At 72.5% G+C, this 24,847-nt stretch carries 24 protein-coding genes; 15 read left to right on the forward strand and 9 right to left on the reverse strand.

Annotated elements, in window-relative coordinates; all coding sequences use genetic code 11:
• Positions 1-20 precede the first annotated feature (20 nt).
• Positions 21-263, reverse strand: coding sequence for a hypothetical protein (locus ACZ7CF_RS04830; protein ID WP_360399081.1), 243 nt, complete (start codon positions 261-263; stop codon positions 21-23).
• 148 nt (positions 264-411) lie between these two features.
• Here ACZ7CF_RS04830 and ACZ7CF_RS04835 point away from each other — a divergent pair, with 148 nt between their 5' ends.
• The gene (locus ACZ7CF_RS04835) at positions 412-1,125 is read left to right on the forward strand and encodes a hypothetical protein (protein WP_470368849.1); all 714 of its coding nucleotides are present in this window, start codon (positions 412-414) and stop codon (positions 1,123-1,125) included.
• Between the two features lie 138 nt (positions 1,126-1,263).
• On the opposite strand, the gene ligD is transcribed toward ACZ7CF_RS04835, so the two are convergent.
• Together ligD and ACZ7CF_RS04845 are read right to left on the reverse strand one after the other, a co-directional pair.
• The gene (gene ligD, locus ACZ7CF_RS04840; protein WP_360399087.1) at positions 1,264-2,268 is read right to left on the reverse strand and encodes a non-homologous end-joining DNA ligase; all 1,005 of its coding nucleotides are present in this window, start codon (positions 2,266-2,268) and stop codon (positions 1,264-1,266) included.
• Positions 2,269-2,277: 9 nt separating this feature from the next.
• The gene (locus ACZ7CF_RS04845) at positions 2,278-2,880 is read right to left on the reverse strand and encodes a TetR family transcriptional regulator (RefSeq protein WP_360399090.1); all 603 of its coding nucleotides are present in this window, start codon (positions 2,878-2,880) and stop codon (positions 2,278-2,280) included.
• A gap of 40 nt (positions 2,881-2,920) precedes the next feature.
• On the opposite strand from ACZ7CF_RS04845, the gene ACZ7CF_RS04850 reads away from it, so the two are divergent.
• The 4 genes from ACZ7CF_RS04850 to ACZ7CF_RS04865 are packed head-to-tail and all read left to right on the forward strand — an operon-like array spanning position 2,921 to position 6,542.
• A complete protein-coding gene (locus ACZ7CF_RS04850) occupies positions 2,921-4,066 on the forward strand; it encodes an acyl-CoA dehydrogenase family protein (RefSeq protein ID WP_360399093.1) in 1,146 nt (381 codons plus the stop codon).
• A 9-nt stretch (positions 4,067-4,075) separates the two neighbouring features.
• The gene (locus ACZ7CF_RS04855) at positions 4,076-5,245 is read left to right on the forward strand and encodes an acyl-CoA dehydrogenase family protein (protein WP_360399096.1); all 1,170 of its coding nucleotides are present in this window, start codon (positions 4,076-4,078) and stop codon (positions 5,243-5,245) included.
• The gene (locus ACZ7CF_RS04860) at positions 5,245-5,970 is read left to right on the forward strand and encodes a MaoC/PaaZ C-terminal domain-containing protein (protein ID WP_458433634.1); all 726 of its coding nucleotides are present in this window, start codon (positions 5,245-5,247) and stop codon (positions 5,968-5,970) included. The genes ACZ7CF_RS04855 and ACZ7CF_RS04860 overlap by 1 nt, the downstream gene beginning before the upstream one ends.
• Before the next feature lie 11 nt (positions 5,971-5,981).
• A complete protein-coding gene (locus ACZ7CF_RS04865) occupies positions 5,982-6,542 on the forward strand; it encodes a response regulator transcription factor (protein ID WP_360399102.1) in 561 nt (186 codons plus the stop codon).
• A gap of 3 nt (positions 6,543-6,545) precedes the next feature.
• Here the strand turns inward: ACZ7CF_RS04865 and ACZ7CF_RS04870 are convergent, their stop codons facing one another.
• Positions 6,546-8,654, reverse strand: coding sequence for a helix-turn-helix transcriptional regulator (locus ACZ7CF_RS04870; RefSeq protein WP_470368850.1), 2,109 nt, complete (start codon positions 8,652-8,654; stop codon positions 6,546-6,548).
• A 295-nt stretch (positions 8,655-8,949) separates the two neighbouring features.
• Here ACZ7CF_RS04870 and ACZ7CF_RS04875 point away from each other — a divergent pair, with 295 nt between their 5' ends.
• On the forward strand, positions 8,950-9,330 hold the full coding sequence (locus tag ACZ7CF_RS04875; protein WP_470368851.1) for an SsgA family sporulation/cell division regulator: 381 nt from the start codon (positions 8,950-8,952) through the stop codon (positions 9,328-9,330).
• Here ACZ7CF_RS04875 and ACZ7CF_RS04880 read toward each other — a convergent pair.
• Both ACZ7CF_RS04880 and ACZ7CF_RS04885 read right to left on the reverse strand, forming a co-directional pair.
• Positions 9,327-11,660 (reverse strand): ATP-binding protein, encoded by a 2,334-nt coding sequence (locus ACZ7CF_RS04880; protein ID WP_470368852.1) that lies wholly within the window; start codon positions 11,658-11,660, stop codon positions 9,327-9,329. The two genes, ACZ7CF_RS04875 and ACZ7CF_RS04880, sit on opposite strands and share 4 nt — an antisense overlap.
• A gap of 41 nt (positions 11,661-11,701) precedes the next feature.
• Positions 11,702-12,349: a GntR family transcriptional regulator gene (locus ACZ7CF_RS04885; RefSeq protein WP_470368853.1), complete on the reverse strand. Its 648-nt coding sequence runs from the start codon at positions 12,347-12,349 to the stop codon at positions 11,702-11,704.
• 107 nt (positions 12,350-12,456) lie between these two features.
• Between ACZ7CF_RS04885 and ACZ7CF_RS04890 the strand changes: the two genes are divergently transcribed.
• The 9 genes from ACZ7CF_RS04890 to ACZ7CF_RS04930 all read left to right on the forward strand — a co-directional run bounded on the left by ACZ7CF_RS04890 (position 12,457) and on the right by ACZ7CF_RS04930 (position 21,559).
• A complete protein-coding gene (locus ACZ7CF_RS04890; protein WP_470368854.1) occupies positions 12,457-13,410 on the forward strand; it encodes an asparaginase in 954 nt (317 codons plus the stop codon).
• A gap of 64 nt (positions 13,411-13,474) precedes the next feature.
• On the forward strand, positions 13,475-13,765 hold the full coding sequence (locus ACZ7CF_RS04895; RefSeq protein ID WP_360399120.1) for a hypothetical protein: 291 nt from the start codon (positions 13,475-13,477) through the stop codon (positions 13,763-13,765).
• A gap of 85 nt (positions 13,766-13,850) precedes the next feature.
• On the forward strand, positions 13,851-14,273 hold the full coding sequence (msrB, locus tag ACZ7CF_RS04900; RefSeq protein WP_360399123.1) for a peptide-methionine (R)-S-oxide reductase MsrB: 423 nt from the start codon (positions 13,851-13,853) through the stop codon (positions 14,271-14,273).
• Positions 14,274-14,538: 265 nt separating this feature from the next.
• Positions 14,539-15,423 (forward strand): TIGR04222 domain-containing membrane protein, encoded by an 885-nt coding sequence (locus tag ACZ7CF_RS04905; RefSeq protein ID WP_470368855.1) that lies wholly within the window; start codon positions 14,539-14,541, stop codon positions 15,421-15,423.
• 88 nt (positions 15,424-15,511) lie between these two features.
• On the forward strand, positions 15,512-16,330 hold the full coding sequence (locus tag ACZ7CF_RS04910) for a TIGR04222 domain-containing membrane protein (RefSeq protein WP_470368856.1): 819 nt from the start codon (positions 15,512-15,514) through the stop codon (positions 16,328-16,330).
• A complete protein-coding gene (locus ACZ7CF_RS04915) occupies positions 16,296-17,120 on the forward strand; it encodes a TIGR04222 domain-containing membrane protein (protein WP_470368857.1) in 825 nt (274 codons plus the stop codon). Before ACZ7CF_RS04910 ends, ACZ7CF_RS04915 begins: the two co-directional genes overlap by 35 nt.
• The gene (locus ACZ7CF_RS04920) at positions 17,120-17,938 is read left to right on the forward strand and encodes an MbnB/TglH/ChrH family RiPP precursor modification enzyme (RefSeq protein ID WP_470368901.1); all 819 of its coding nucleotides are present in this window, start codon (positions 17,120-17,122) and stop codon (positions 17,936-17,938) included. Before ACZ7CF_RS04915 ends, ACZ7CF_RS04920 begins: the two co-directional genes overlap by 1 nt.
• Positions 17,931-18,302 carry an SCO6045 C-terminal-like domain-containing protein gene (locus tag ACZ7CF_RS04925; protein ID WP_470368858.1) on the forward strand — a complete coding sequence of 124 codons (372 nt, stop codon included), beginning with the start codon at positions 17,931-17,933 and terminating at the stop codon, positions 18,300-18,302. The genes ACZ7CF_RS04920 and ACZ7CF_RS04925 overlap by 8 nt, the downstream gene beginning before the upstream one ends.
• A gap of 176 nt (positions 18,303-18,478) precedes the next feature.
• Positions 18,479-21,559, forward strand: coding sequence for a S8 family peptidase (locus tag ACZ7CF_RS04930; protein ID WP_470368859.1), 3,081 nt, complete (start codon positions 18,479-18,481; stop codon positions 21,557-21,559).
• Positions 21,560-21,616: 57 nt separating this feature from the next.
• Here ACZ7CF_RS04930 and hemQ read toward each other — a convergent pair whose 3' ends face one another.
• The 3 genes from hemQ to hemE are packed head-to-tail and all read right to left on the reverse strand — an operon-like array spanning position 21,617 to position 24,803.
• A complete protein-coding gene (hemQ, locus tag ACZ7CF_RS04935; protein WP_360399141.1) occupies positions 21,617-22,309 on the reverse strand; it encodes a hydrogen peroxide-dependent heme synthase in 693 nt (230 codons plus the stop codon).
• Between the two features lie 23 nt (positions 22,310-22,332).
• Positions 22,333-23,760, reverse strand: coding sequence for a protoporphyrinogen oxidase (hemG, locus tag ACZ7CF_RS04940; RefSeq protein WP_360399144.1), 1,428 nt, complete (start codon positions 23,758-23,760; stop codon positions 22,333-22,335).
• Positions 23,760-24,803 carry a uroporphyrinogen decarboxylase gene (hemE, locus tag ACZ7CF_RS04945; RefSeq protein WP_458433644.1) on the reverse strand — a complete coding sequence of 348 codons (1,044 nt, stop codon included), beginning with the start codon at positions 24,801-24,803 and terminating at the stop codon, positions 23,760-23,762. Before hemE ends, hemG begins: the two co-directional genes overlap by 1 nt.
• Positions 24,804-24,847: the final 44 nt, after the last annotated feature.

The following is a 24,847-nucleotide window of genomic DNA, read 5'->3' on the forward strand; positions in this document are numbered from 1 at the left end:
CTCTCAGGCGAACGGGCCGGTCACGCCTCTTCTGCGCGCAGCCGGTACTCGCACCCGTACTCGACCACGTAGGCGAGGTCGTAGACGTGCACGATCTTGGGGCCGCCGTGCAGGTGCACGTACGTGACCGTCTGCTTCGGCTCCTCCGGCACGGAGGGCAGCGAGTCCACGCGCCCGTCGAGGGGACCGCCGACGTACCGGACGACGTAGGGCTGGGCCATGGCGACCTCCTCTCGTTCCGCCCAGTCTACGAGGTCACCCACCGGATCCAGAGCGGGTACAGCCGGTTGGCCCACCTGCCGGACGACCGGACGGCCAGCGCGTCACCCCTGCTCGCGCACCCGCGACGGCTGCCTGGGCGGGACTACCGTCCGGGAGGTCAGGCACCCCACTGGAACACGAGGCCCGCTCATGGCCGATGGCCCCACCGACCAGCTCCGCAGCCCCGTCCTCATCGAACTGTGCCTGCTGCTGCGCGACTTCCTCGACGACCTCGACCTGACCGACCTGAACGACGACGACCTTTACCGGCACATCGCCTTCGCGGTATCCCTTCAGCACTCCGGCCGTGACTTCACCGCGCGGCCCGCTCCGGAGCTCGACCACGTCGCAGCCGCCGTGCTGCGGCGGCTGGCAACCGGGCCCCTGGGCGATCCCTCACTGCGGTCGCCCCAGGCGCGGTACGCGACGGACGCGACACCGTACGAGGTCCAAGTGGCCGACGAACCCGCAGGTGACGACAAACCGGTCGGAGCACTGTGGACCTCGTCCCTCCTGCCGGACGGCACCAGCATGTGGCAATGGGGAGAGTGGGCGGAGTTCGGCCGGACGAGACCGCTGTCCACCGTCACCTTCGACCCGGCGGGCGTCCGGTCGTTCACCATCGGCTCGCCCTCCGACTACGGGCGGCTGGTGACCCGCTACCCGCACTCGTCAGCGGGACGCGCTCGGGTCTGCTGGAGTCGCGCCGCCGAAGACCTCGATGCCGTGCACCTGACCGTGACCGGCCTCCTCACAGCGCACCACGTCCCGGTCAGGACGCCGCACGGCACCGCCGTCCTCACCGGCTGGGACGCCGAATCCACCGCCTGGCTGCACCTGCCGCCCGGCTTCCAGCAGCACTGAACCCAAGGCGCAGGAACGAGTTTCCCAGCCCTAAGCGGGTTGCCAGCTGTTGTGCCTGTGATGCCCCGAGTTCCCGCCCCTTGCTCTGCTGGCGTCTGCAAGGAGGGGGAGGGGCGGACAAGACCTCTGGCCAGGTGCTCAGTTCTTCTTCCGAGAAGGCTGAACCCGCAGCGGCTCGCCCGGCATCTTCGGGTAGTCCGGCGGGTACGGCATCTCCCCGCGCGGGTCCGCCGCGTACCACTCCAGCAGCGTCTCGATCCCGAACGCCTCCGAGTCCAGCCCCGCGTGCGGGTCCCCGCGCTCGGCCAGGTAGGAGGGCACGGTCAGCACGTCGAAGTCGTCCGGGTCCACAGTGGACAGCTCGTCCCACGTCACCGGCGTCGACACGGTGGCACGCGGGGTGCCGCGCACCGACCAGGCCGACGCGATCGTGCGGTCGCGGGCGGCCTGGTTGAAGTCGATGAACACCCGCTCGCCGCGTTCTTCCTTCCACCACGCCGAAGTCGCCAGAGACGGCGCCCGCTTCTCCACCTCGCGGGCCAGCGCGATCACCGCGTGCCGGACGTCGACGAAGTCCCACTCTGGCCGGATGCGCACCGCCACGTGGATGCCACGACCGCCGGACGTCTTCGGGTGACCGGTGAGGCCCGCGTCGGCCAGCACCTCGCGCAGCACGCCGGCGACCCGTGCGGCGTCGCGGAAGCCGGTGCCGGGCTGCGGGTCCAGGTCGATGCGCAGCTCGTCGGGCAGGTCGACCAGCGGGCGGCGGACGGGCCACGGGTGGAAGTCGAACGTGCCGAGGTTCGCCGCCCACACGACCACGGCCTCCGAGGTCGGGCAGATCTCGTCGGCGGGGCGGCCGGACGGGAACCTCACCGTCACCGTCTCGACGTAGTCGGGGGCGCCCTTGGGCACGCGCTTCTGGTAGAACGCCTCGCCCTCCACGCCGTCGACGTAGCGCTTCAGGACGACCGGGCGGTCGCGCAGGACGGACAGCAGCACGGGCGCGACCGTGCGGTAGTACTCCACCACTTGGAGCTTCGTGATGCCTCGCGCCGGGAAGTACGGCTTGTCCGGGTTGGACACCCGCACCAGCCGGTCACCGACCTCGAGCTCGATCGCCTTCGACTTCGCAGCAGCCACGCCGAAACACTAGAGGCCCCGCACGAACGCCGCGAGCGCCAGCTCGAAGCTGTCGCGGTCCAGCTCGCGGGCCACGCCGGGCAGCAGGTGGGCGCGGTCGAGGTGCGGGTAGCGGCCGGAGTAGGCGGCGGGGTCGGAGGAGAAGCCGCTGGAGAACGAGCTGAGCGCGGAGCCGAACACGATGTACATGACGCCCGCGGCGATCATCGTGGCCTCGCGGCGGGACCAGCCGGCGTCGACCAGGGCGCCGTGCATCACGTCCAGGCGCTTGAGCGACTCCTCGCGGCCGGCGGGACCGTAGGCCAGGAACGGCACGATGTTCGGGTGCGACGCCAGCGCCTCGCGGTAGGAGCGCGCGCACTGGACGAGTCCGGCGCGCCAGTCGCCCGAGGCGAAGCCGGACACGTCGATCGTGGCGAGGATCGCCGCGGCCACGTCGTTGAGCAGCGCGTCCTTGGTCTTCACGTGCCCGTAGAGCGACGCGGCCTGCACGCCGAGCTCCGCGGCCAGCCTGCGCATCGACAGGCCGTCGAGGCCGTCGCGGTCGATGATGGCCAGTGCCACCGACCGGATCCGGTCGGGGCTCAACAGAGGGGTGCTCGGCCGCGGCATGTGAGTTAACCTAACACTGTTCGGTTTATCGGGAGGGCCTGTGGACTTGACGCTTTCTGACGAACACCGGCAGCTCAGGGAGCTGGCCCGGCGGTTCACGGACGAGCGCATCGTCCCGCACGCGACCCGGTGGGACCGCGAGGAGGCCATCGACCGCGCGCTCGTGCCGCAGCTCGGCGAGGTCGGCTTCCTCGGGCTGGGGATCGACGAGGCCCACGGCGGCTCCGGCGGTGACAACCTCGCGTACTGCCTGGTCCTGGAGGAGGTCGCCCGGGGTGACAGCGCGGTGCGCGGGATCATCTCCGTGTCACTCGGGCTGGTCGCGAAGTCGATCGCGCGGCACGGCACCGAGGAGCAGAAGCAGCGCTGGCTGCCCGGTCTGACCAGCGGCGAGCTGGTCGGCTGCTTCGCGCTCACCGAACCCGGCACCGGCAGCGACGCGGGCAGCCTCGCCACCAGGGCCACCAGGTCCGGTGACGGCTGGGTGCTCGACGGCAGCAAGGTCTTCATCACCAACGGCACGTGGGCCGACGTCGCCCTGGTGTTCGCCCGCACCGGCGGACCGGGGCCGAAGGGCGTCAGCGCGTTCCTCGTCCCCACCGCGACCGAGGGGTTCACCGCCACCGAGGTCAAGGGCAAGCTCGGCATGCGCGGCCAAGCTACCGCCGAGATCACCCTGCAGGGGGTGCACGTCGGCGCGGACGCCCTGCTCAGCGAGGAGGGCTTCAAGCTCGCGATGGGCGCGCTCGACAAGGGCCGCATGTCCGTCGCGGCGGGCTGCGTCGGTGCCGCCCAGGGTGCGCTCGACGCCGCTCTCCGCTACGCCGGGGAACGCGAGCAGTTCGGCAAGCCCATCGCGGGCTTCCAGCTCGTGCAGGAGCTGCTCGCCGACATGGCCGTGGAGACCGAGGCCGCCCGGCTGCTCACCTGGCGGGCCGCCGACCTCGCCGACCGGGGCCTGCCCCTGAGCACGGCGGCGTCCATGGCCAAGCTCTACGCCAGCGAGGCCGCGGTCAAGGTCGCGAACAACGCGATCCAGGTGTTCGGCGGCTACGGCTACATCGACGAGTACCCGGTGGGCAAGTTCCTGCGCGACGCCCGCGTCACCACCCTCTACGAGGGCACCAGCCAGATCCAGAAACTGCTCATCGGCCGGGCGCTGACCGGCATCAACGCGTTCGTCTAAGGGAGAGAAATGGACTTCACGCTCGACGCCGAGCAGAAGGAGATCCGCGACTGGGTGCGGACCTTCGTGCGCAAGGAGATCGTCCCGCTGGAGCCGGAGGTGCTGCGCCGGGAGCGCGCCGGGCAGCCCGGCCTGCCCAAGGACGAGCTGAAGGCGTTGCAGGACAAGGCGAAGGCGGCGGGCTTCTTCGGCGTGCTGACGCCGCAGGAGTACGGCGGCATGGGCCTGGGCGCGCTGATGACCGCGCTCGTCGAGGCCGAGCTGGGCCGCAGCTTCGTGCCGTTCCGCTTCGGCGGCTACGCGGACAACATCCTGTTCCACGGCAACGAGGAGCAGAAGCAGCGCTACCTGCTGCCGACGATCTCCGGCGAGCGCGTCTCGTGCTTCGCGATCACCGAGCCCGGTGCCGGCAGTGACGCCAAGGCCATCCGCACCTCCGCCGTCCGCGACGGCGACGAGTGGGTCATCAACGGTGAGAAGACCTTCATCACGCAGGGCAACGAGGCCGACTTCGTGATGGTGTTCGCCGTGACGGACAGGGAGAAGGGCGCCGACGGCGGCGTCACCTGCTTCCTCGTCGACCGCGACATGGGCTGGAAGTCAGAGCCCATCCCGACCATGGGCCAGTGGGGCCCGGCCGCGCTGGTGTTCGACAACGTGCGCGTGCCGCACGAGAACATCCTCGGCGAGGAGGGCAAGGGCTTCCACCTCGCCATGCAGTGGATCGGCCAGGGCCGCTACCTGCTGCCCGCCCGCGCGCTGGGCAGCGTCGAGCGGCTGGTCGAGATGGCGGTGGAGCAGGCGAAGAACCGCGTCACGTTCGGCCAGCCGATCGCCGAGTACCAGGCCATCCAGTGGATGATCGCGGACTCCGCGGTCGAGATCGAGGCGCTGCGCTGGCTCGTGCTGCACGCGGCGTGGCTCGTGGACCAGAAGCAGGACTCGCGGCAGGCGCAGTCCATCGCGAAGCTCTACGGCGGCATCAAGGCCAACGAGATCGTCGACCGCGTGCTGCAGATCCACGGCGGCATGGGCTACACCCGCGAGCTGCCGATCGAGCGCTGGTACCGCGAGCTGCGGCTGCTGCGCATCTACGAGGGCACCGACGAGATCCAGCGCCGCACGATCGCCCGCAACCTGCTCAAGGGCCACGCGAACGTCCGCGGCACCCTCGGGTAATGCTCGACCACGGCATCCTCGGTGTCGTCGAACGACAGGTCCGCACCTGGTCGTCCGGCGACGCCGAGGTGTACGCGGCCGCGGTCGGCGGGTTCTCCCCCGCGTTCGCCATCCCGCTGCTGCAGCACGGCGGCCCGCAGCTCGGCCTGACCGGCGCCGACATGACACGCGTGCTGCACGCCGAGCAGTCGCTGTGGCTGCACGGGCCGTTGCCGCGCGAGGGTTCGGCGGTCGTCACGAAGACCGTCACGGACATCCTCGACAAGGGCTCCGGCGCGCTCGTGGTGAGCACCTGGGAGTCGGAGTACGCGTCCACCCGCTCGTCGTGCTTCGTCAAGGGCGAGGGCGGCTTCGGCGGTGCGCGGGGCACGACCCGCGAGTTCGCGGTGCCGGCCGCCGAACCGGAGGTGACCGTCGTCCGCACCACCGCCGACCAGGCGCTGCGCTACCGCGAGACCGGTGACGTCAACCCGATGCACCACGACCGGGAGTTCGCGCGGGCGGCCGGGTTCGACCGTCCCGTACTGCACGGCCTGTGCACGCTCGGGATCACCGTGCGCGGCAGGGAGTTCACCGAGCTGCACGCGCGGTTCACCGCCCCGGTGCTGCCCGGTGACGAACTGCGGGTCGAGCACTGGCCCACCGGCGAGTTCCGCACGTCGGTGGCCGGGCGGCAGGTGCTGATCGGTTCGGTTTTCCGAAGTGGACGCACACCGGACCGGTGAACCATCGGGGCATGAGTTCCGCCCTCGCCCTCGTGGACGCCGGGATCGAACCGGTCCGCGTCGCCGTCGACTCCCGTGACCTGATCAGCGCCGCAGGGGTGGCGCACCTGCTGAAGAGCTCCCCTCGGGTGCGGGTGGTGTCCGACCGCGCCGACGCGCACGTGCTGCTGGCCGTGGTGAACGAGCTGTGCGCGCAACAGGCCGCACGGCTCAAGGCCATCGCGGCACCCCGTGTCGTCGTCATCGCCGCACGGCTGCACGACCTCACGCCGTCGATCGCCGCGCAGGCCGGGCTCCCGGTGCCGGTGCGCCGCGCCGACGTCACCACCGAACGGCTGGAGAAGCTGCTGCTCGGCGGGCAGCCCGTCACCGGGGCCGGGTCGGTGCTGAGCGACCGCGACGTGCAGCTGCTGCGGCTGCTCGCCGAGGGCGCCACCGTCGCGGAGGTCGCGCAGCGGCTGTTCTGCTCGGAGCGGACCGTGAAGTACGCGCTGCACCAGGTGCTGGAGCGGTTCGGGCTGCGCAACCGGGTGCACGCGGTGGCGTGGGCGATCCGCTCCGGCCTGCTGTGAGGCTCAGTCGCCGAACACCGCGGAGAGCTGCACCCGCCGGCTGATGCCGGTCTTGCGGTAGACGCGGGTGAGGTGCAGCTCGACCGCCCGTTGCGTGACGCCGAACCGGGTGGCGATGGCCCGGTTCGTCTCGCCGTCGAGCGCCAGCCGGACGATGCGCGACTCGTGCGGCGTCAACCGGCCCCACGCCGCCCCGATCCGCCGGACCGGTTCCCGCGCGGTGGCCCTCGCGCCGAGCCGTGCCTTCGCCGCTGCCGCGACCAGCCGCCACGGCGCGATCGCCGGGTTGTCCGCGCGCCACAGCGCGAGCCGCTCGCCGCACTCGGTCGCGTCGGCCAGCGCCGCCCGCGGTGAGCCCAGCTCCAGGTGCATGCGGCCGCGGTGGTGCAGCAGCGTCGTGCACACCCACGCCGGCGGCAGCGTGCCCGCGTAACCCAGGCGCCCCAGCAGTTCCGCAGCCTCGTCCGGCACGCCACCGTCCACAGCGGACGCCACGAACGCCGCCGCTCCCAGCGCCGCGCAGCCCCGCGCGGGTGAGGTCCGCGCCGTCAGCTCCCGCACCAGCCGGGACACCGCGGCGTGGTCGCCGTTCGCCCGGTGCGCCCACGCCTCCAGCGCCACCAGCCAGTCGTCCTCGGCACCGACCAGCCGCGCCCGCAGCCGCGGTACGAGCTCCAGCAGCACGGCCGCGTAGTCGGACGTGCTGTGCAGCAACGCGAGTCCGGCGAACACCAGGTCCGGCACCGCGTCGCCGGCACCGTCCGCGACCGCGCCCAGCACCTGCTCGGCGAGCTCGGCGCCGTCCCCGCGCAGGCTGAGCCAGAACGCCCGCAACGCCGGCCCGCCGCTCCGGTCGGCCGCACCGGCGTGCGCCGCGCTGACGGCGCTCGCGACCGGTCCGAGCTCCAGCCCGAGCAGCTCCTCGTCGCACTGCCAGTCGAGCACCACGGCACCGAGCCGGTCCCCGCCCGCGAGCCGGCCGAGCTCACCGGCGCGGGGCGCGACGCCGCAGCGCAGGTGCAGCTCCGCCAGGCCGTCCGCCACCTCGGCCGCGACCCGGTCGTCCATCGGCTCGCGCACCGCCGCGCGCAGGCACCGCGCCGCGTCCCCGGCCCGTCCCGCCGCCCGGTGCAGCCGGGCCGCCGCCGACAGCACCGGTGCCACCCACGGCTGCGCGACGGGTTCCGCGCACGCCACGACGTGCCCGGCCACGGCGGTCGCGGTGTCACGGCGCCGGTGCAGGACGCGGGCCGCGGTGCGGTGCAGTCGTTCGCGGTCCTGTGGCGCCATCTCGTGCCGGACCGCGTGCCCCAGGGCGGGCGAGCAGACCCGCATCGGCCCGTCGGCGGCGACCCGCGCGTCCACCAGCCGTTCGAACGCCGCCAGCGCCTCCAGCGACGGCGTCCCGGCCACCTCGCACAGCACGTCCAGCGACGTCTCCCCGAGCACGGCGAGCGCGCGGCCGACGGCCACCGCCCCGGCGTCGAGGGAGTCCCAGCGTCGCCGCACCGCGCGCAGCAACCGCGGCAGCCGCAGCGACGACAGCGTGTCGCGCAGGCACGCTGCCGTGAAACCGCCCTCGGCCACCAGGTCCAGCGCGTCGCTCAGCACGCCGGCCGCACCGCCGCTGAAGCGCAGGAACAGCCGGGTCACCTCCGGCGGCACCTCGGCACCTGCCCGGCGGCGCACCAGCTCGGCCACCGCCTCGGCACCGACCGGCCGCACCGCCACCCGTTCCGCGTCCGGCAGCAGGACCGGCACCGCGTCCGGGTCGAGGTCGCCGGCCACCAGCACCGGTCCGCGGAACCGCGCGAGCCGCTGGAGCTGCTCCGCGGGCAGCTGGTCGGCGTCGTCGACCACCAGCACAGCGCGCCGGTCGGCACCGGGCCACGCCCGCACCGGTGTCAGTCCGCTGCGCACCGCGATCGACGACGCGACGGCCAGCAGCGCGCTCTTGCCCGTGCCGACGGCACCGTGCACCACGCACGACCGCCCGGCACCGAGCGCCTCGGCCAGCGCGGCGACCTCCCGTTCGCGGCCGACGAGCCGGCCGGCCACTTGACCCGGCACCGCACCGGCCGGTCGCGGGCGGCGGGCAGAAGGGGCACTCATGTCACCCGTCCTTTCTGGGACGGATTCCAGGAAATCGCCTCGTCAGCGGAAGGACCATGCAGAACGACCGGCAGAAGTCCCGCCGCCGCGCACCGGCTGGGACGAGGGCCACAGCGCCGCCGTCGCACGTCGGAAAGCCGCTCGGACCGTCCGATCAGGCAAATCTCATCAGATTGGCGCCGCGCGCTCGTTTCAGGGCCGGTGGAAACAGGAAACCGGTCCACGTACCTGTGAACCATTTCAGTGCCGGCCACGTGAACCCAGGTGAACCACCGGCGAACATTCGGGAGCTCCCATGCGGGTCGCGTCACGCACCGTCTTCGACTTCGTCCGTGCCGACGGCGCGACCGCACCCGTGGACACCGAGCTGGTCTACACCGGCGAGGACCCGTTCGCCGTCTCGATGCACTTCCACGCGGGCGACGCGGTGGCGACCTGGATCATGGGCCGCGACCTGCTGCGGGACGGCCTGTCGCGGCCGTCGGGCAAGGGTGACGTGCGGGTGCGCCCGAGTGGCAGAGCGGTGGTGCTGGAGCTCGTCTCCTCCCGGCACACCACGGTGCTGCGGGTGCCCCTGGCGACCCTGCGCGAGTTCCTCGACGCCGCCTACTGCCTGGTCCCGGCGGGCTCGGAGCGGTTCGACGCGGACGCGTTCCTCAGCACGGTCCTCCGCTAGGCCGTGAGCGCGATGCCGAGCGCTTCCGCCACGTCGTGCTGGAGCTTCGTCATGCCAGGCGACTCGTAGCCCTCGCTCTCAGCCAACGCGCGCACGCGGTGCCGTGTGGCAGCGTCGTGGTCTCCCATCCGATCGCACGTCTGCGCGAGCTCGATCAGCACGGACACCCTGGCCTCCGGGTCACCCATGCCCTCGGCCGCGCGGGCGAACTGTTCACGCGCCTCCCCGCACCGGCCGGCGGCGCTGAGCGCACGGCCCCGGCTGTGCCGCACCATCGCGCGCAGACCGCCGAACTCGCCGATCAACGCGTCCGCCTCGGCCACGACCGTCAGCGCCCGCTCCGGGTCCCCCGCGGCGGTGAGGCTGTCGGCGAGCCGCAGCAGCAGCTGCGCCGTGTTCTCCTTCGCCACACCGCGCTGGGTGCCGCGCACGGCCCGTTCCTCCGCGATGGCCGCGAGGTGGGTTTCCACGGCGTCGGCGACGCGCCCGGTGCGTTGCAGCACCACGCCGGTGAACGACAGCGCGAACACCACCGCCATCGGCAGCCCGGCCCGGCGGAACAGCTCGGCGGCGCGCCGGCCGTGCGTGACCGCCGTCGCCTGGTCGCCCCTGCGGGTCTCGATGCCCGCGCGGTAGTAGTGCGCCCACGCCGTCTCCAGCACCGAACCGCACTCCTGCGCCACCCGCAGCGCCGCCTCGTGGGCCTCCAGGGCAGCGGGCAGGCGGACAGCACGGGCGAAGTACACCCACGACACGAAGTTGAGCTGTTTCGCTTCGTCTTCCTTGCGGCCGAGTGCGCGCGCTGCGTCGACACCGGCCGTGTAGACCTCCAGCCACAGATCGCTCTGGCCGCGGTGGTCGGAGTACCAGTGCATCGCGTTCGCCAGTGCCAGCACGGCTTCGTGGTCACCCGCGCGCACGGCCTCCCTCAGCGCACCACGCCAGTTCGCCACCTCCGCGAGCAACCAGCGGTCCGCGCACTCCAGGTCTGCCGCGCCCTGCTCGTCGGGGTGGAACAACGCCGCCGTGGCCGTCGCGGTGGTCATCAGCCAGTCCCGCGTCCGCAGGCGGTGCTCGTCGATGCCGGGTTCCTCGCCGTGCAGGCGTTCGCGCGCGTAGTCCCGGATCAGGTCGTGGAACGTGTACCGGCCGGGGAGGTCACCGGGACGCACGAGACTCGCGTCGACCAGCTCCTCCAGCAGCGCCTCCGCGTCGTCGGGCGGGACCCCGGCGGCGACGGCGGCGAGCTCGACCGACGTGTCGTGGCCGGGCACCAGCGCGAGCCTGCGGAACACCGCGGCGGTCCCCGGTGCGAGCAGCCGGTAGGACAGCTCGAACGCGGTCCGCACCTGGACGTCGCCGGTGGCGAGCACGTCGAGGCGCGCACGTTCGTCGGAGAGCTGCTCGGCGAGCCGGCGCAGCGACCGCGGCCCGGTGAGCCGGTGGCCCGCGATCGCGAGCGCCAGCGGGATGCCGCCGCACAGCCCCGCGACCGCACCCGCGGCCTCCCGGTCGGCCGCCACGCGGTCACCGGCCATCGCCGCGAGCAGCGCGACGGCGTCGTCGCGGCCGAGCGGACCGAGCTCGACGCGGTGCCGGGCGACGAGGCCCGCCAGGACGTTGCGGCTGGTCACGAGCACGAGCGAACCGGGGGCGGCGGTGAGCAGCGGGCGGACCTGGGCTTCGTCGGCGGCGTTGTCGAGCACCAGCAGCACCGCGCGGTCGCGCATCATCGAGCGGTGGAGCCGGTCGCGGTCGGCCGGGTCGGACGGCATCCGGGCGTCGGGCACGCCGAACGCGGTGAGCAGCCGGGTGACCGCCCGGTCGGCCGGCAGCGGTTCGGCGTCCACGCCGCGCAGGTCCAGGTACAGGCAGCCGTCGGCGAACGACCCGGCGAACCGGTGCGCGGCGTCCACGGCGAGCGCGGTCTTGCCCACGCCGGGCGGCCCGTGCACGACGACGACGTCGAGCACCTGCGCCGTACCGGCCGCCCGCACGCGGTCCGCGAGCTCGCGCCGCGCCGACTCGCGGCCGGTGAGCTCCGTGGCGGGCGGCGGTGCGCAGGCGGTCCGGTCAGCGTGGTCGGACCGCGGCTGCCCGGCCTCGCCCAGGCGGGCCAGCGTGCCGAACTCCCCCGCCTCGCCCAGGTCCAGACCCAGGCCGGTGACGAGCAGGTTGACAGTCGTCGCCTGCGGTGTGTGGACACGGCCGCGTTCGAGGTCGCTCAACGCGCGCACGCTCAGCCCTGTGCGAGACGCGAGCTGTTCCTGCGTGAGTCCGGCCCTGCGGCGGTAGAACCGCAGGAACTCACCGAACGTCGTCCCGCGCATTCCCCCGCCTTCGCACACCCACCTCGTCCGACGGCGATTATTCAGGCCTTGAGGCTCGTCAGCATCTGCGCGCACACTCGGGACAGATGGCGGCGCATCACACCCGAAGCGCGCGCCGCGTCACCTTCCTCGACCGCGCGCACGAGCTCGTCGTGGTCGTCCAGCGACGCGTGCTGATGCGGCGGGTCGTCCTCCAGCGCGCTGCGCAGCAGCACCACCCGTTGCTGCACCAGCCACACCTGCTCGGCGATCCGCGGGCTGCGCGCGGCCTCCAGCAACGCCCGGTGGAACGCGAGGTCCAGCCGGTACGGGAACGGCTGCCCCGCCGTGTAGTCGCGCCGCGACTCGGCGCACACCTCGTGCAGCCGCACCAGGTCGACATCGGTGCGCCGGGACGCCGCCAGCTCCGCCGCAGCGCACTCCAGCGCCGTGCGCAGCTCGAACAACGCCCGCACCTCGTCCTCGTCGGCCGCCGGCACGAACGCGCCCCGGTGCGGCACGAGCATCAGCAGCCCCTCCGAGGCCAGGTGCCGGATCGCCTCGCGCAGCGGGCCGCGGCTGATGCCGAGCTGGTGGGCCACCTCGACCTCGTTCACCCGCGACCCGGCGGGGATGACCCCGGTCAGCACCTGCTCGCGCAGGACGTCGACCGCCTGGCCGGCCAGGCTCAGGTGCAGCGGAGGTGTCACGTTCGTCTCCTGATCTGGACGGCACCGACCGTCCGGGGGTTACATTAGGTGCGTAGTCAACTGTCGACAGTTGGCAGTTCTGTTCTTCGGTCGTGAGGGAGGGCGTCATGGGGCACGAGGTGGTCGCGGAGGTCTGGCGGGGCGACTTCCTGGAGTCGGTGCACCACGGCACCGTCGTGGCGACGGACGCGACCGGCACCCCGGTGCTCTCGGTCGGCCGGCCCGGCGACGTGGCGTTCCCCCGGTCGTCCAACAAGCCGCTGCAGGCGCTCGCGATGCTGCGCAGCGGCCTCGACCTCGACGGCGAGCTGCTCGCACTGGCCTGCGCCTCGCACTCCGGCGAGGACTTCCACGTCGAGGGCGCCCTGCGCATCCTCGCCGGTGCCGGGCTCACCGAGGACGCCCTGCGGTGCACGCCCGACCTCCCCCTGGGCGAGGCGGCCCGCGCCCAGCACCTCGCCCGCGGCCTGGACGCGGCCCCGAAGTACATGAACTGCTCCGGCAAGCACGCCGCGATGCTCGCGACCTGCGTCGTCAACGGCTGGTCGACCGAGGACTACCTCGACCCGGCGCACCCGCTGCAGGTGGCCACCCGCGCCACCATCGAGGACGTCGCGGGCGAGCCGGTCGCCCAAGTGGGCGTCGACGGCTGCGGCGCACCGATCTTCGCGATCAGCCTGACCGCTCTCGCCAGGGCGTTCGGCCTGCTCGCCGGTGCCGAGGAGGGCACGCTGGAGCACCGGGTCGCCGCCGCCATGAACGCCTTCCCGCAGTGGGTCGGCGGCACCGGCCGCGACGTCACCGAGCTGATGGACGCGCTGCCCGGCGTGATCGCCAAGGACGGCGCCGAGGGCGTCTACGCGGTGGGCCTGCCGAGCGGTGAGGGCATCGCGCTGAAGATCGCGGACGGCTCGTCGCGCGCCCGCGCGGTGGTCGTCGTCGCCGTGCTCAAGCGCCTCGGCGTCGACGTCGGGAAGGCCGCCGGACTCGCGACCGTGCCGGTGCTCGGCCACGGCAGGGCGGTCGGCGCGGTCCGGCCCTCGCTCGCCGTCGCCAGCTGAACGGCCGCGCGGATCACCGCTTCGCACCGGTGGAACCCGGCCCTCAGCCACTAAGCTGGTGGTCATGGGCGATTCGAAGGACGAGCGCGAGCAGATCCAGGAGGAGCTGATCGGCCTCGACCCGCAGGACCCGGAGACGAAGGCGTTCGCCGCGCACCTCGACCGGATGAAGCGCGAACGCCCCGGCTACACCGTCGAGGGCTACCTGGACGGGGTGCAGGACTTCGCCGACTCCGCGAACCGCACGACCGGCCACCAGCGCCTGGTGGCCGTGTTCGTCGTGGGGCTGATCCTGCTCGGCGTGGTGCTCACGATCTGGTTCGCGCTGAGCGACATCATCGCCATCATCTTCTGAACCAGTCCTTAACGGGGTCTTACGCCTGCGCCCCTCGATGCCCCCGCCGGGAAGCCCAGCGACCGCCGCGGCGTTATAAAGGGTCATGGAACCTGTTGTCGGCACCACTCCCAAGATCGTGCGCTCCGAAGAGGAATGGCGCACCCAGCTCAACCCCGCCGAGTTCGCGGTGCTGCGGCAGGCCGGCACCGAACGGCCCTGGAGCGGCGAGTACGTCGAGACCAAGACCGAGGGCGTCTACGAGTGCCGTGCGTGCGGCGCGGAGCTGTTCCGCAGCGACACCAAGTTCGACTCGCACTGCGGCTGGCCGTCGTTCTTCTCACCGCTGGCGGGCGACTCGGTCATCCTGCGCGAGGACCGGACGCTCGGCATGAAGCGCGTGGAAGTGCTCTGCGCCACGTGCCACAGCCACCTCGGGCATGTCTTCGAGGGTGAGGGGTACCCCACACCGACGGACCAGCGCTACTGCATCAACTCCGTCTCCTTGAAACTCGTTCCGTCCGAATAGGAGACTGGACCGGGTCCGGCGGAACGGCCGGGCAGAACCTGGGAGGCGCGATGATCTTCACCGAGTTCGGCACCGACGGCGAGGGCTCCAGCGGGGTCGACGGCGGCTCCTCCAGCTGAGCCGCGTTCCCCGCCCACGGGCGGAAACCGCGACCGGGAGCGGGCAACCCTAAGGCTTCGTCAACAAGCCTTGTGAGCCTGTGGCGCGGACCACACCATGAACGTCACCCAAGCAGGGTCTTGGGGGCAGTCAGGGGGTGGGTCGCATGAGGCCTTGGGGATTGTCCGGACCGGAGTTCCTCCAGCTCTACTGGATCGGGCTGGCACTGGCCGTGCTGGTCGCGATCGTGTTCCGGGCGCGCGCACGGGCCGGTGGGAGCCAGCCCGTGCGCCTGCTCGACGTGGACGAGATCGCCTACCTGGTGGGCGGTCCGCGGCGCGTGGTCGAGACGGCCATCGCCCGCCTGCTCACCGCGGGTGAGCTCAGGGTCTCCCGCCGTGGCGCCGTTCAAGCCACCAGCTCCGCGCAGTCGCGCAACCCCGTGGACCGCGCCGTGCTCGCCGACAGCCGGCGCTACCAGAACCGCACGGTCTCCCTGCTGGTCCTGACGATGACCGGCGACCCCGCCGTCACCTCGATCGGCCGCCGCCTCGAGGACATGGGTCTCCTCATCCGCCCGGAGGCCGCGAAAAGCGCGCGGCGCAACGGATCGGTGTTGTTCTGGCTGCTGTTCGCGGTCGGCGTGGTGCGCTGGGTCAACGGCATCGCGATCGACGCGCCGGTCGGCTGGCTGTCGCTGCAGCTGGTCCTCACCCTCCTGCTGCTCTTCCTCGTCACGCGGCGCGGCAAGCTCGTGCGCACGACCAAGGGGGATCGTGCTCTCGACGCCGCCCGCACCTCGAGGGGAGGGGAGGCCAGCCCGGACCACGCGACCTTCGTGGGCGCGGCCGCGCTGGTCGCCCTCGGGGGCCTCGCCCTCTACCCGGACCTCGCTGTGCGCAGCTCGTTGCTCGCCGCACCGGCCGGGACGTCGGCGGGCTACACCGGTGGCAGTTCGTGTTCGTCGAGCTCCTCCTCGTGTTCGGGCGGGAGCAGCTGCGGCGGTGGCGGTGGCGGGGGCGGCTGCGGCGGAGGCGGCGGCGGCTGCTGAGCCCACGGTGCCGTTCGGGTAACGAGAGGAACCGAGCAGCGGATTCCACGTCGAAGGTGCGACGGCACCAGTGGAACGGGGAGTGCTGATGGCCAAGTCTTCGACCAGGACCGACTGGTCCGCAGAGGAGATCGGGTACCTGGCAGGGGGACCGGACAGGGCGGCGCAGGCCGCACTGGCCCGGCTGATGGACGGCGGTCTGGTGCGGGTCTCCCGCGAGGGGCTCGTGACCGCCGTCCACCAGAACGGCTACGGCGCCACGACCCGGATCGAGGCCAAGGTCCTGGCCGGGGTCCAGGGTGCCGGTCAGCCGATGCGCTCGGTCGTGGCGTGGGCCGCCCGCAGCCCGGAGATGGCCTCGCTGCAGCAGAGCCTGGTCGACCGGGGTCTGCGGCGGCGCAAGGTCAGCGGGTCCACCGGCCTCCAGGTGGTCTGCATCCTGATGACCGTCCTGTTCTTCGGCATCGGGTTCGCCGAGCACGTGTTCTGGGTGTTCGCCGCGCTGACGGCGTTCCTGGCGTTCCTGGTCCGCAGGAGGGGCCCGCTGACGCCCCTGGGCAGCACCGTGCTGAAGTACGCACGGCACAACATGCTCAGCCGGCCGCACACCGTGGCGACCCGCGGTCTCACGCCGGGCAAGCGCAGCAGGCGGTCCACTTCGGACAACGGTGGCTGGCACTACACCGCCGGGTCCGGCTACGTCTACACCTGCGGCGCGGCGTCGAACTGCGCCGGGAGCGGCTGCGGTTCCGGCAGCGGCTGTTCGAGCAGCGGCTGCGGCGGTTCCAGCAGCAGCTGCGGCAGCTCCAGCAGCAGTTGCAGCAGTTCCAGCAGCAGTTCCAGCAGTAGTTGCAGCAGTTCGAGCAGCAGCTGTGGCAGTTCGAGCAGCTGCGGCTCCAGCAGCTGAGGGGGAAGACCGGATGACCACGACGACGCCCCAGGGCACCCGGCTGTCCGCGGAGGAGATCGGGTACCTGACGGCGGGACCCGGCCGGGCCGCGGAGACCGCGCTGGCCCGGCTGGTCGACACCGGCGCGGTCCGGGTGTCGCGCGACGGGCTCGTGACGGCCGTGCGCCAGGACGGCCAGGCCGCGACCACGTCGCTGGAACGGCAGGTCCTCGACCAGCTGAGCACCGCCGTGCGGTTCGAGCTGGTCGTGGAGTCCGCCGCGTTCAGCCCGGAGGCGCAGGCGCTGCACCGGTACCTGGTGGCGCGGCGGCTGATGCAGCCGTCACGCCGGCGCAGTGACGCCTGGTGGACCTACCTCGTGCTCGCCGCCGCCCTGCTCCTGCTCGGGGTCGTGTCCTCGCCGATGTTCCTCATCGGTGTGCCGGTCGCCGTTCTGCTGGTCGTCTGGGCCCGTGGCCGCGAGCCGCTCACCAAGGCGGGCCGGCAGGCCCTCCTGCACGCCACCGCGCACGACCGGGTGCACGCGGTGGCGGTGCACGGGTTCTGCGGGAAGGTCGACGGGCGCCCGGTCGCCGGGCTCTTCGGCCTGTCGCAGAGCGTGGTGCGGATGTTGCCGCGCAAGGGCCACCTGAAGAAGTCCACTCCGGACCGCGGCGGGTCGTCGTGCGGCAGCTGTGGTGCCGGGTGTGGTAGCAGTGGATGCGCTTCGAGCGGCAGCGGCTGTTCGTCGAGTGGTGGCAGCAGCTGCGGCGGTGGTGGCTGCGGCGGTGGCGGAGGAGGCGGCTGATGGCGGTCATCAAGGACCTGGGCGTCGGCATCGGCTGGCGGTCGGAGATCGACCTGACCGTGGAACGGCTGCCCGGCGTGGACTTCGTGGAGGTCGTCGCCGAGAACCTGCACACCGGCCACCTGCCGGAGTCGGTGACGATCCTGCTGGAGCGCGGCATCCCGGTGCTCCCCCACGCCGTGTCGCTGTCGCTGGGCGGCGCGGAGGAGGTCGACCTCCAGCGCGTCGAGCACCTCGCGTCGGTCGCGGAGGCCGTCGGTGCTCCGCTGGTGAGCGACCACGTGTGCTTCGTGCGCGCGGGCGGGCTCGACTCGGGGCACCTGATGCCGGTGCCGCGGACCAGGGACGCGCTCGACGTGCTCGTCGCGAACGTCAAGCGCGCCCAGGAGCACCTGCCGGTGCCGCTCGCGCTGGAGAACGTCGCCGCACTGCTGGAGTGGCCGGACGGCGAGCTGACCGAGGGCCAGTTCCTGGCCGAGCTCGTCGAGCGCACCGACTGCTGGTTGCTCGTCGACGTCGCGAACCTCTACGCCAACGCCCGCAACATCGGCACGAACCCGCAGCGGTTCCTCGACGAGATCCCGCTGGAGCGCCTGGCGTACGTGCACGTGGCCGGCGGCGAGCAGCACGGCGACATCTACCACGACACGCACGCCCACGCGGTGCTGCCCGAGGTGCTCGACGTGCTCGACGAGCTGTGCTCGCGCGTCGCGCCTCCCGGTGTTCTGCTCGAACGCGACGACAACTACCCGTCGGACGCCGAAATCTCGTCCGAGCTGACCGCTATCCGCGCGGTGGTGGACAAACACCGTGACTGAGAAACACGACCACATTGACGCTTCGGCTGCACGCAAAAGGCTTGCCGCGCAGCAGGCGGAACTGTTGAATGCATTGCTCACGGACACCCCCGCACCTGCGGGGTTCGACGAACGACGCATTGAGGTCGAACGGCGCGCGTTGCTCGCGAAACGCCGGGGCATCGTGCGGATGCTGGGCCCGGAGGTCGCACACGAGCTGGGCGACCGGTTCCGGCCGCTCTTCGACCGGTATGCGCTGGCCAACCCCCGCAAGGCGGGGTCACGGGCCCGCGAGGACGCCGCCGCGTTCGCCGACTGGCTGCGCGCCGCCGGTGAGCTGCAGGCGCCGCCCAGGTCGCGCTGGAAGTTCTGGCGGTCGCGCTGACGGGCACGGAGAAGCCGCAGGAGAATACCCCGTTCAGCCCTGTGTGATCCGGGCCACCCTCGATACGTTCGAAAGCGTCGGGGGACCTTTTTCGCCTTGCCTTCGCTTTTCCGCGGAAGGCCTTCCGGCCTGCGCGGACCACAGCGCGCAGCAATTCGAACCACGAGGGGATTCGAATGCGCGGCAAAACGAAAGTGCTGGGCGCCGCCTTCGCGGCGCTCACCCTGACCGCCCTGCCGGCCACCGCTGCCACCGCGGCACCGACCGGGAACCAGCCCGCCCAGGCCGTTGACGAGGTCACTCTCGTCACCGGTGACAGGGTGCTGCTCGGCGCGGGGCAGCGGGTGCTCGGCATCCAACCCGGCGAGGGCAGGCAGGACATGACGTTCCGGACGCACCGCGGTGCCGACGGGCACACCCTGGTCGTCCCCGGCGACGCGATCGGGCCGCTGGCGGCGGACCGGCTCGACCGCAGGCTCTTCGACGTCACCACGTTGCTGGAGTTCGGCTACCGGGACCGGATGCCGTTGGTCGTGGACGGCCGGGCCAGGCTGGGCGCGCGCACGACCGGCGACTGGGGCGCGCTGCGGTCCGGTGCGGCCAAGGTCTGGCTCGACGGCATCCGCAAGCCGGTCCTGGACCGCAGCGTGCGGCAGATCGGCGCACCCGCGGCCCACCAGCGCGGCATCACCGGCAAGGGCGTGAAGGTCGCCATCGTCGACACCGGTGTCGACGAGAACCACCCCGACCTCCGCGGCCAGCAGGTCGCCGAGCGGAACTTCACCACCGACCCGGACAACACCGACAACGTCGGCCACGGCACGCACGTCGGGGCGACCGTCGCGAGCCACGACGTGAAGTACGGCGGCGTCGCACCCGGCGCGCAGCTGCTCGACGCCAAGGTGTGCGTCGAGTCCGGCTGCCAGGAGTCGTGGATCCTCGACGGCATGCGCTGGGCGGCCGAGCAGGGCGCCCAGGTGGTCAACATGAGCCTCGGTGGCAGCGACACACCGGAGGTCGACCCGCTGGAGCAGGCGGTCAACGACCTGACCGCGCGGTACGGCACGTTGTTCGTCATCGCCGCGGGCAACTCCGGCGGCACGGGCACGGTCGGCTCCCCCAGCACGGCCGAGGCCGCGCTCTCGGTGGGGGCCGTCGACCGCGACGACAAGCTCGCGCCGTTCTCCAGCAGGGGCCCGCGCACCGGGGACAGCGGTCTCAAGCCCGAGGTGACCGCGCCGGGCGTCGACATCGTCGCGGCGGCCGCGGGCACCAACGGCGAGCACGTCGCCGCCAGCGGCACGTCGATGGCGACCCCGCACGTGGCGGGCGCGGCGGCGTTGCTGCGCCAGCAGCACCCGGAGTGGACGCCCGCCCAAGTGAAGTCCGCGCTCGCGACCACGGCCAGGCCGGCCGCCGGCGTCAGCGCGTTCGACCAGGGCGCCGGCCGCATCGACGTGGCGAAGGCCGTCGAGCAGGTGCTGACCGCCGACGTCGTCGCGCTGAACCTCGGCCGGCACGAGTGGCCGCACGCCGACGACGAACCGGAGACCAAGCCGGTCACCTACACCAACCCGACGGACGCGCCGGTCACGCTGGACCTCAGGATCGACACGACCGCTCCGGCGGGCATGTTCACGCTGGGCGCCACCAGGGTCACCGTTCCCGCGAAGGGCACGGCGGCGGTGCAGGTCACCGGCGACACCCGCGTCGGCGGCAAGGACGGCACGTACACCGGCGTGGTCGTGGCGACCTCCGGCTCGCACACCGTCCGCACTCTCGTCGGCATCGACCGCGAGGTCGAGTCGTACACCCTCACGGTCGACCTGACCGACCGCGAGGGGCAGGACCCGGCGAGCTCGATCACGTTCGTCGACGGCCTCGACTCCACCGGCTTCAAGGTGCTCGTCGGCGCCGGTGACCAGAAGATCCGGCTGCCCAGGGGCACCTACGTGCTCGACTCGTCGATCAGCACCCCGGAGCACCTGGACGTGCTCCTCCACCCGACGGTGGCGGTGACGGGCGACCTGACTGTGCGGCAGGACGCCCGGCTCGCGCAGCGGATCGACGTGCGGGCACCGGAACCGCCCGGCTCGTTCGTCGTCGGTGAGCTTAGCTGGCAGCGCACGTACGGCGACCGCACGGTCGGGGCAGGAATCCTCTCGTTCGGCGGCTTCGAGGGGGTGGCGGCCGCGCAGATCGGCGGTCCGCTCCCGCCGCGCGAGCTTTCGTCGCTCACGGCCCTGCACGCCAACTCGGCGGCCGACCCGGCGACCTACTACCGGCTCGCCTACCCGGTCGGCGGCAGCCTGCCCACCGGCCTCACCCGCACACCGCGCAAGGAGGACCTCGCGCGCGTCGAGACCGCCATCGGTGGCCTGAAGCCGGGCAGCACGGCGACCAAGGGCGAGTTCCCGTTGACGGTGCACGGCCTCAGCGGCTCCTCGGCGCTCTACCCGGTGCCCTCCGGCGCCAAGGCGGTCGACTACCTGACCACCGAGGACCTGCGCTGGCAGTCCGTCGTGAGCACCCAGCACGCCAACGGCGCGCAGGAACGCGTCATCTCCGGCCCGCGCACCTACGCATCCGGCCGCACCCACCAGGAGCGCGAGGTCGTGCCGGTGTTCTCGCCGGCGCTGCCGGAGTCGCCGTACCCGTTCGCCGAACGCCTGCGGGACGAGCTCTACTTCGGCGTGCCGATGCTGGGCGACGGCAACCACGGCAGTGGCACGTCCACTGTGGACAGCGCACGCACGGCCCTGTACCGGGAGGGCACCCTGGTCGGTGAGCTGCCGCAGAGCGGTGGCCTGTTCGAGGGCCTGCCCGCGGGTGAGGCGGACTACCGCGCCGAGATGAGCCTCGACCGCGGCTCGCGGTTCGAGCTCAGCACGCGGGTGTCGGGCAGGTGGACGTTCAGGTCCAAGGCGACCGGTGAGCAGCGTTCGGTGCTGCCGCTGTCGGTCGTGCGGTTCGCTCCGAAGCTCGACGCCAACGGCGCCGTGCCCGCCGGGACGTTGCAGCGCCTCGGTCTGCTCACGCAGTCGCAGGGCGACACTGGCGCGGTGCGCATCACCGGTGTCGAGTACTCGTTCGACGACGGCGCGTCGTGGCGTCGTGCGGGGGTGGTCGGCACCAGTGCGCTCGTTCACCACCCGGCGGACGCGAAGTGGGCCTCGCTGAGGGCCACTGCGGTCGACGCGAAGGGTGGCACCGTCGAGCTGACGGTCATCCGCGCCTACCGGGTGGCCGCGCAGTAGCCGGGTGACGCGAAAGGCCGCCCGGAGGTGCTCCGGGCGGCCTTGTCGTCGTCAGGGCTACGGGAGGTTGAGCACCAGCTCGGCCGCCGGGACGCGGGTGCCCGTGTAGAACGGGATCTCCTCGCGCACGTGCAGCCGCGCCTCGGTGCCGCGCAGGTGGCGCATCAGGTCGACGATGCGGTGCAGCTCGTCGGCCTCGAACGCGAGCAGCCACTCGTAGTCGCCCAGCGCGAACGACGCGACGGTGTTCGCGCGCACGTCCGGGAAGTCGCGGGCCTCCTTGCCGTGGTCCGCCAGCATCTTGCGGCGGTCCTCCTCCGGCAGCAGGTACCACTCGTAGGACCGCACGAACGGGTACACGCAGATGTACTTGCGCGCCTCCTCACCCGCGAGGAACGCGGGGATGTGGCTGCGGTTGAACTCCGCGGGGCGGTGCAGGGCGACCTGCGACCACACCGGCGTGGAGACCTTGCCTAGCGGCGTGCGGCGGAAGCCCGTGTAGGCCTGCTGCACCTGCTCGATCTCCTCGGCGTGCCACCAGATCATGAAGTCCGCGTCGGCGCGCAGACCGGCCACGTCGTAGACGCCGCGGACGACGACGCCCTTGCCCTCCAACGCATCCAGGTAGTTCTGGGTCTCGCTGGCGGCGGCACTGCGGTCCTCGGGCAGCTTGCCGGGTTCGACCCGGAACACCGACCACATCGTGTAGCGGATGGTGTCGTTGAGCTCGTTGTAGTTCAGGCGCGCCATACGTCCATCTTGGCACGCGCCGCTCAACGCCGGACGCGGCCCAGCAGGTGGGCTGCGACACGGGCGGCGGCCGAGTCTGCGGTGGCGATGCACGCGGGCACGCCCACGCCGTGCAGGGTGGCGCCCGCCACGGCCAGGCCCGGCACGTCGCCGATGCCCTTCTCGATCGCCTCCACCAGGTCGACGTGACCGACGCCGTACTGCGGCAGCCCACCGCCCCAGCGCTGCACCACCGAGTCGACCGGGGTGGCGTTGACGCCGGTGAGCTCGTACAGGTCGTTGCGCACGGCCTTCACCAGGTCGGCGTCGCTGCGCTGCAGCAGCGCCGTCTCGCCGTGGCGGCCGACCGAGCCGCGCAGGAGCACCGGCTCACCGAGGTGGCCCCACTTGCGGCTGGAGAACGTGAACGCCTTGGCGGTGAACGGGGTGATGCGGTCGGAGTACCGCTCCCCCTCCGCGATCAGCACACCGGAGCGGTCCGGCAGCTCGGTGCCCGGCGGCAGCGCGAGCGCCACCACGGCCATGGAGGCGACCTCGACCTTGCCGTACGCGGCGGACACCTGCGGCGCGATCTCGGCGAGCAGCTTGCGCGACGCCGGCGCGGGCACGGCGAGCACGACGCCGTCGCACTCCAGGTACTGCGGGGTCGCGGCCGAGCCGATCTCCAGCCGCCAGCCGTCGCCCAGCCACGACAGCACGCGCACCGGCAGGCCCAGGCGCACCTCGGGCCTGGCGACCTCGGCGAGCCGGTCGACGAGGGAGGAGACACCGCCGTCGAGGCTCGCGAACACCGGCGGCCGCGCGGCACGGGGCTGCGGCGGCGCGGGCATGATCATCGCGGCGGCGGCGAGCAGTGAGCCGACGCCCTTGTCGAGCAGGGTGGCGATCTGCGGCATCGTGGCGCGCAGGCCGAGCTCGTCCGCGCGGCCCGCGTAGACGCCGCCGAGCAGCGGTCCGACGAGCCGGTCGGCGATCTCGGGGCCGAACCGGTCCTTCATCAGCGCGCCGACCGCGACGTCCCCGCCGCGCAGGTCGACCGGCGGCAGCGTCGGTTCCATCTCGACCCGCAGCGCGCCCTCGGACGACAGCAGGTGCCGCACGGTCTCGACGCTCGCCGGGACGCCCATGAACGTGTGCGCGGGCAGCCGGTGCGTGCGCCCGGCCGCGTGCACGGTGGCCTTGGCGCCGGTGGGGTGCACCACCCGGCCGGTGAGGCCGACCTCGTCGATCAGCTCCTGCGCCTCGGGCTTGCGGTGCAGGAAGGCCTCCGCGCCCACGTCGAACCGCACCCCGGCGAGCTCGACGGTGCGCAGCTTGCCGCCGAGCCGGTCGGACTGCTCGATGACGGTGATCCGCGCGTCGGGCCCGAGCAGCATCCGCAGCCGGTGCGCGGCGGCGAGACCGGAGATGCCACCTCCGACGACGGCGACCCTGGGTGCTCTTGCGTTCATTACAAGCTGTGGATCAGTTCGACGGTCCGGGTGATGATCTCCGGATCGGTGTCGGGCAGGACGCCGTGGCCGAGGTTGAAGATGTGGCCTGCGGCGGCCTTGCCCTCGGCGTGGATGCGGCGCACCTCGCGTTCGACGGCCGCGAAGCCCGCGAAGAACAGCGCCGGGTCCAGGTTGCCCTGCACCACCGGCTTGGGCAGCTCGGGGTGGGCCCGCTCGAGCCGCTCGACCGCGACGTCGAGCGGCAGGCGCCAGTCGACGCCGACGACGTCCGCGCCGGCCTCGCGCATCGCGGGCAGCAGCTCGCCGGTGCCGACGCCGAAGTGGATCCGCGGCACGGTGCTGATCGTCTCCAGCACCCGCTTCGAGTGCGGCAGCACGAACTCGCGGTAGTCGCGCTCGGACAGCGCGCCCGCCCACGAGTCGAACAGCTGGACGGCCTGCACGCCCGCGTCGAGCTGCGCGTGCAGGAACGCCGCGGTGATGTCGGCGATCTTCGCGAGCAGCGCGTGCCACAGCTCGGGGTTGCCGTGCATGAGCGCCTTGGTGCGCTCGTGGTTCTTGCTCGGCCCGCCCTCGACGAGGTAGGAGGCGAGCGTGAACGGCGCGCCGGCGAACCCGATCAGGGCGACCTCGGCGGGCAGTTCCTTCAGCAGCAGCCCGATCGCGTCGGCGACCGGCTGGACCTGCTCGGCGTGCAGCTGCGGGAGCGCGTTCACGTCGTCGAGCGTCCGCACCGGGTTCGCGACGACGGGCCCGGTGCCGGCGACGATGTCGAGGTCGACACCGGCGGCCTTGAGCGGCACCACGATGTCGGAGAACAGGATCGCGCCGTCCACGCCGTGCCGCCGGATCGGCTGCATGGTGATCTCGCAGACCATCTCCGGGTCCATGCAGGCGTCGAGCATCGCGGTGCCCTGGCGGAGCGCCCGGTACTCGGGCAGCGACCGTCCCGCCTGCCGCATGAACCAGACAGGGGTGTGCGACGGGGTGCCGCCACGCGCGGCCACGAGAAGGGGTTGCGCAAAATCAGACACAGTCAAGCCATCTCTCTCTTTCCTCCATGGTCCCACGTCTCGGCGTGCCG

This window comes from Lentzea sp. NPDC036955, assembly GCF_055608005.1.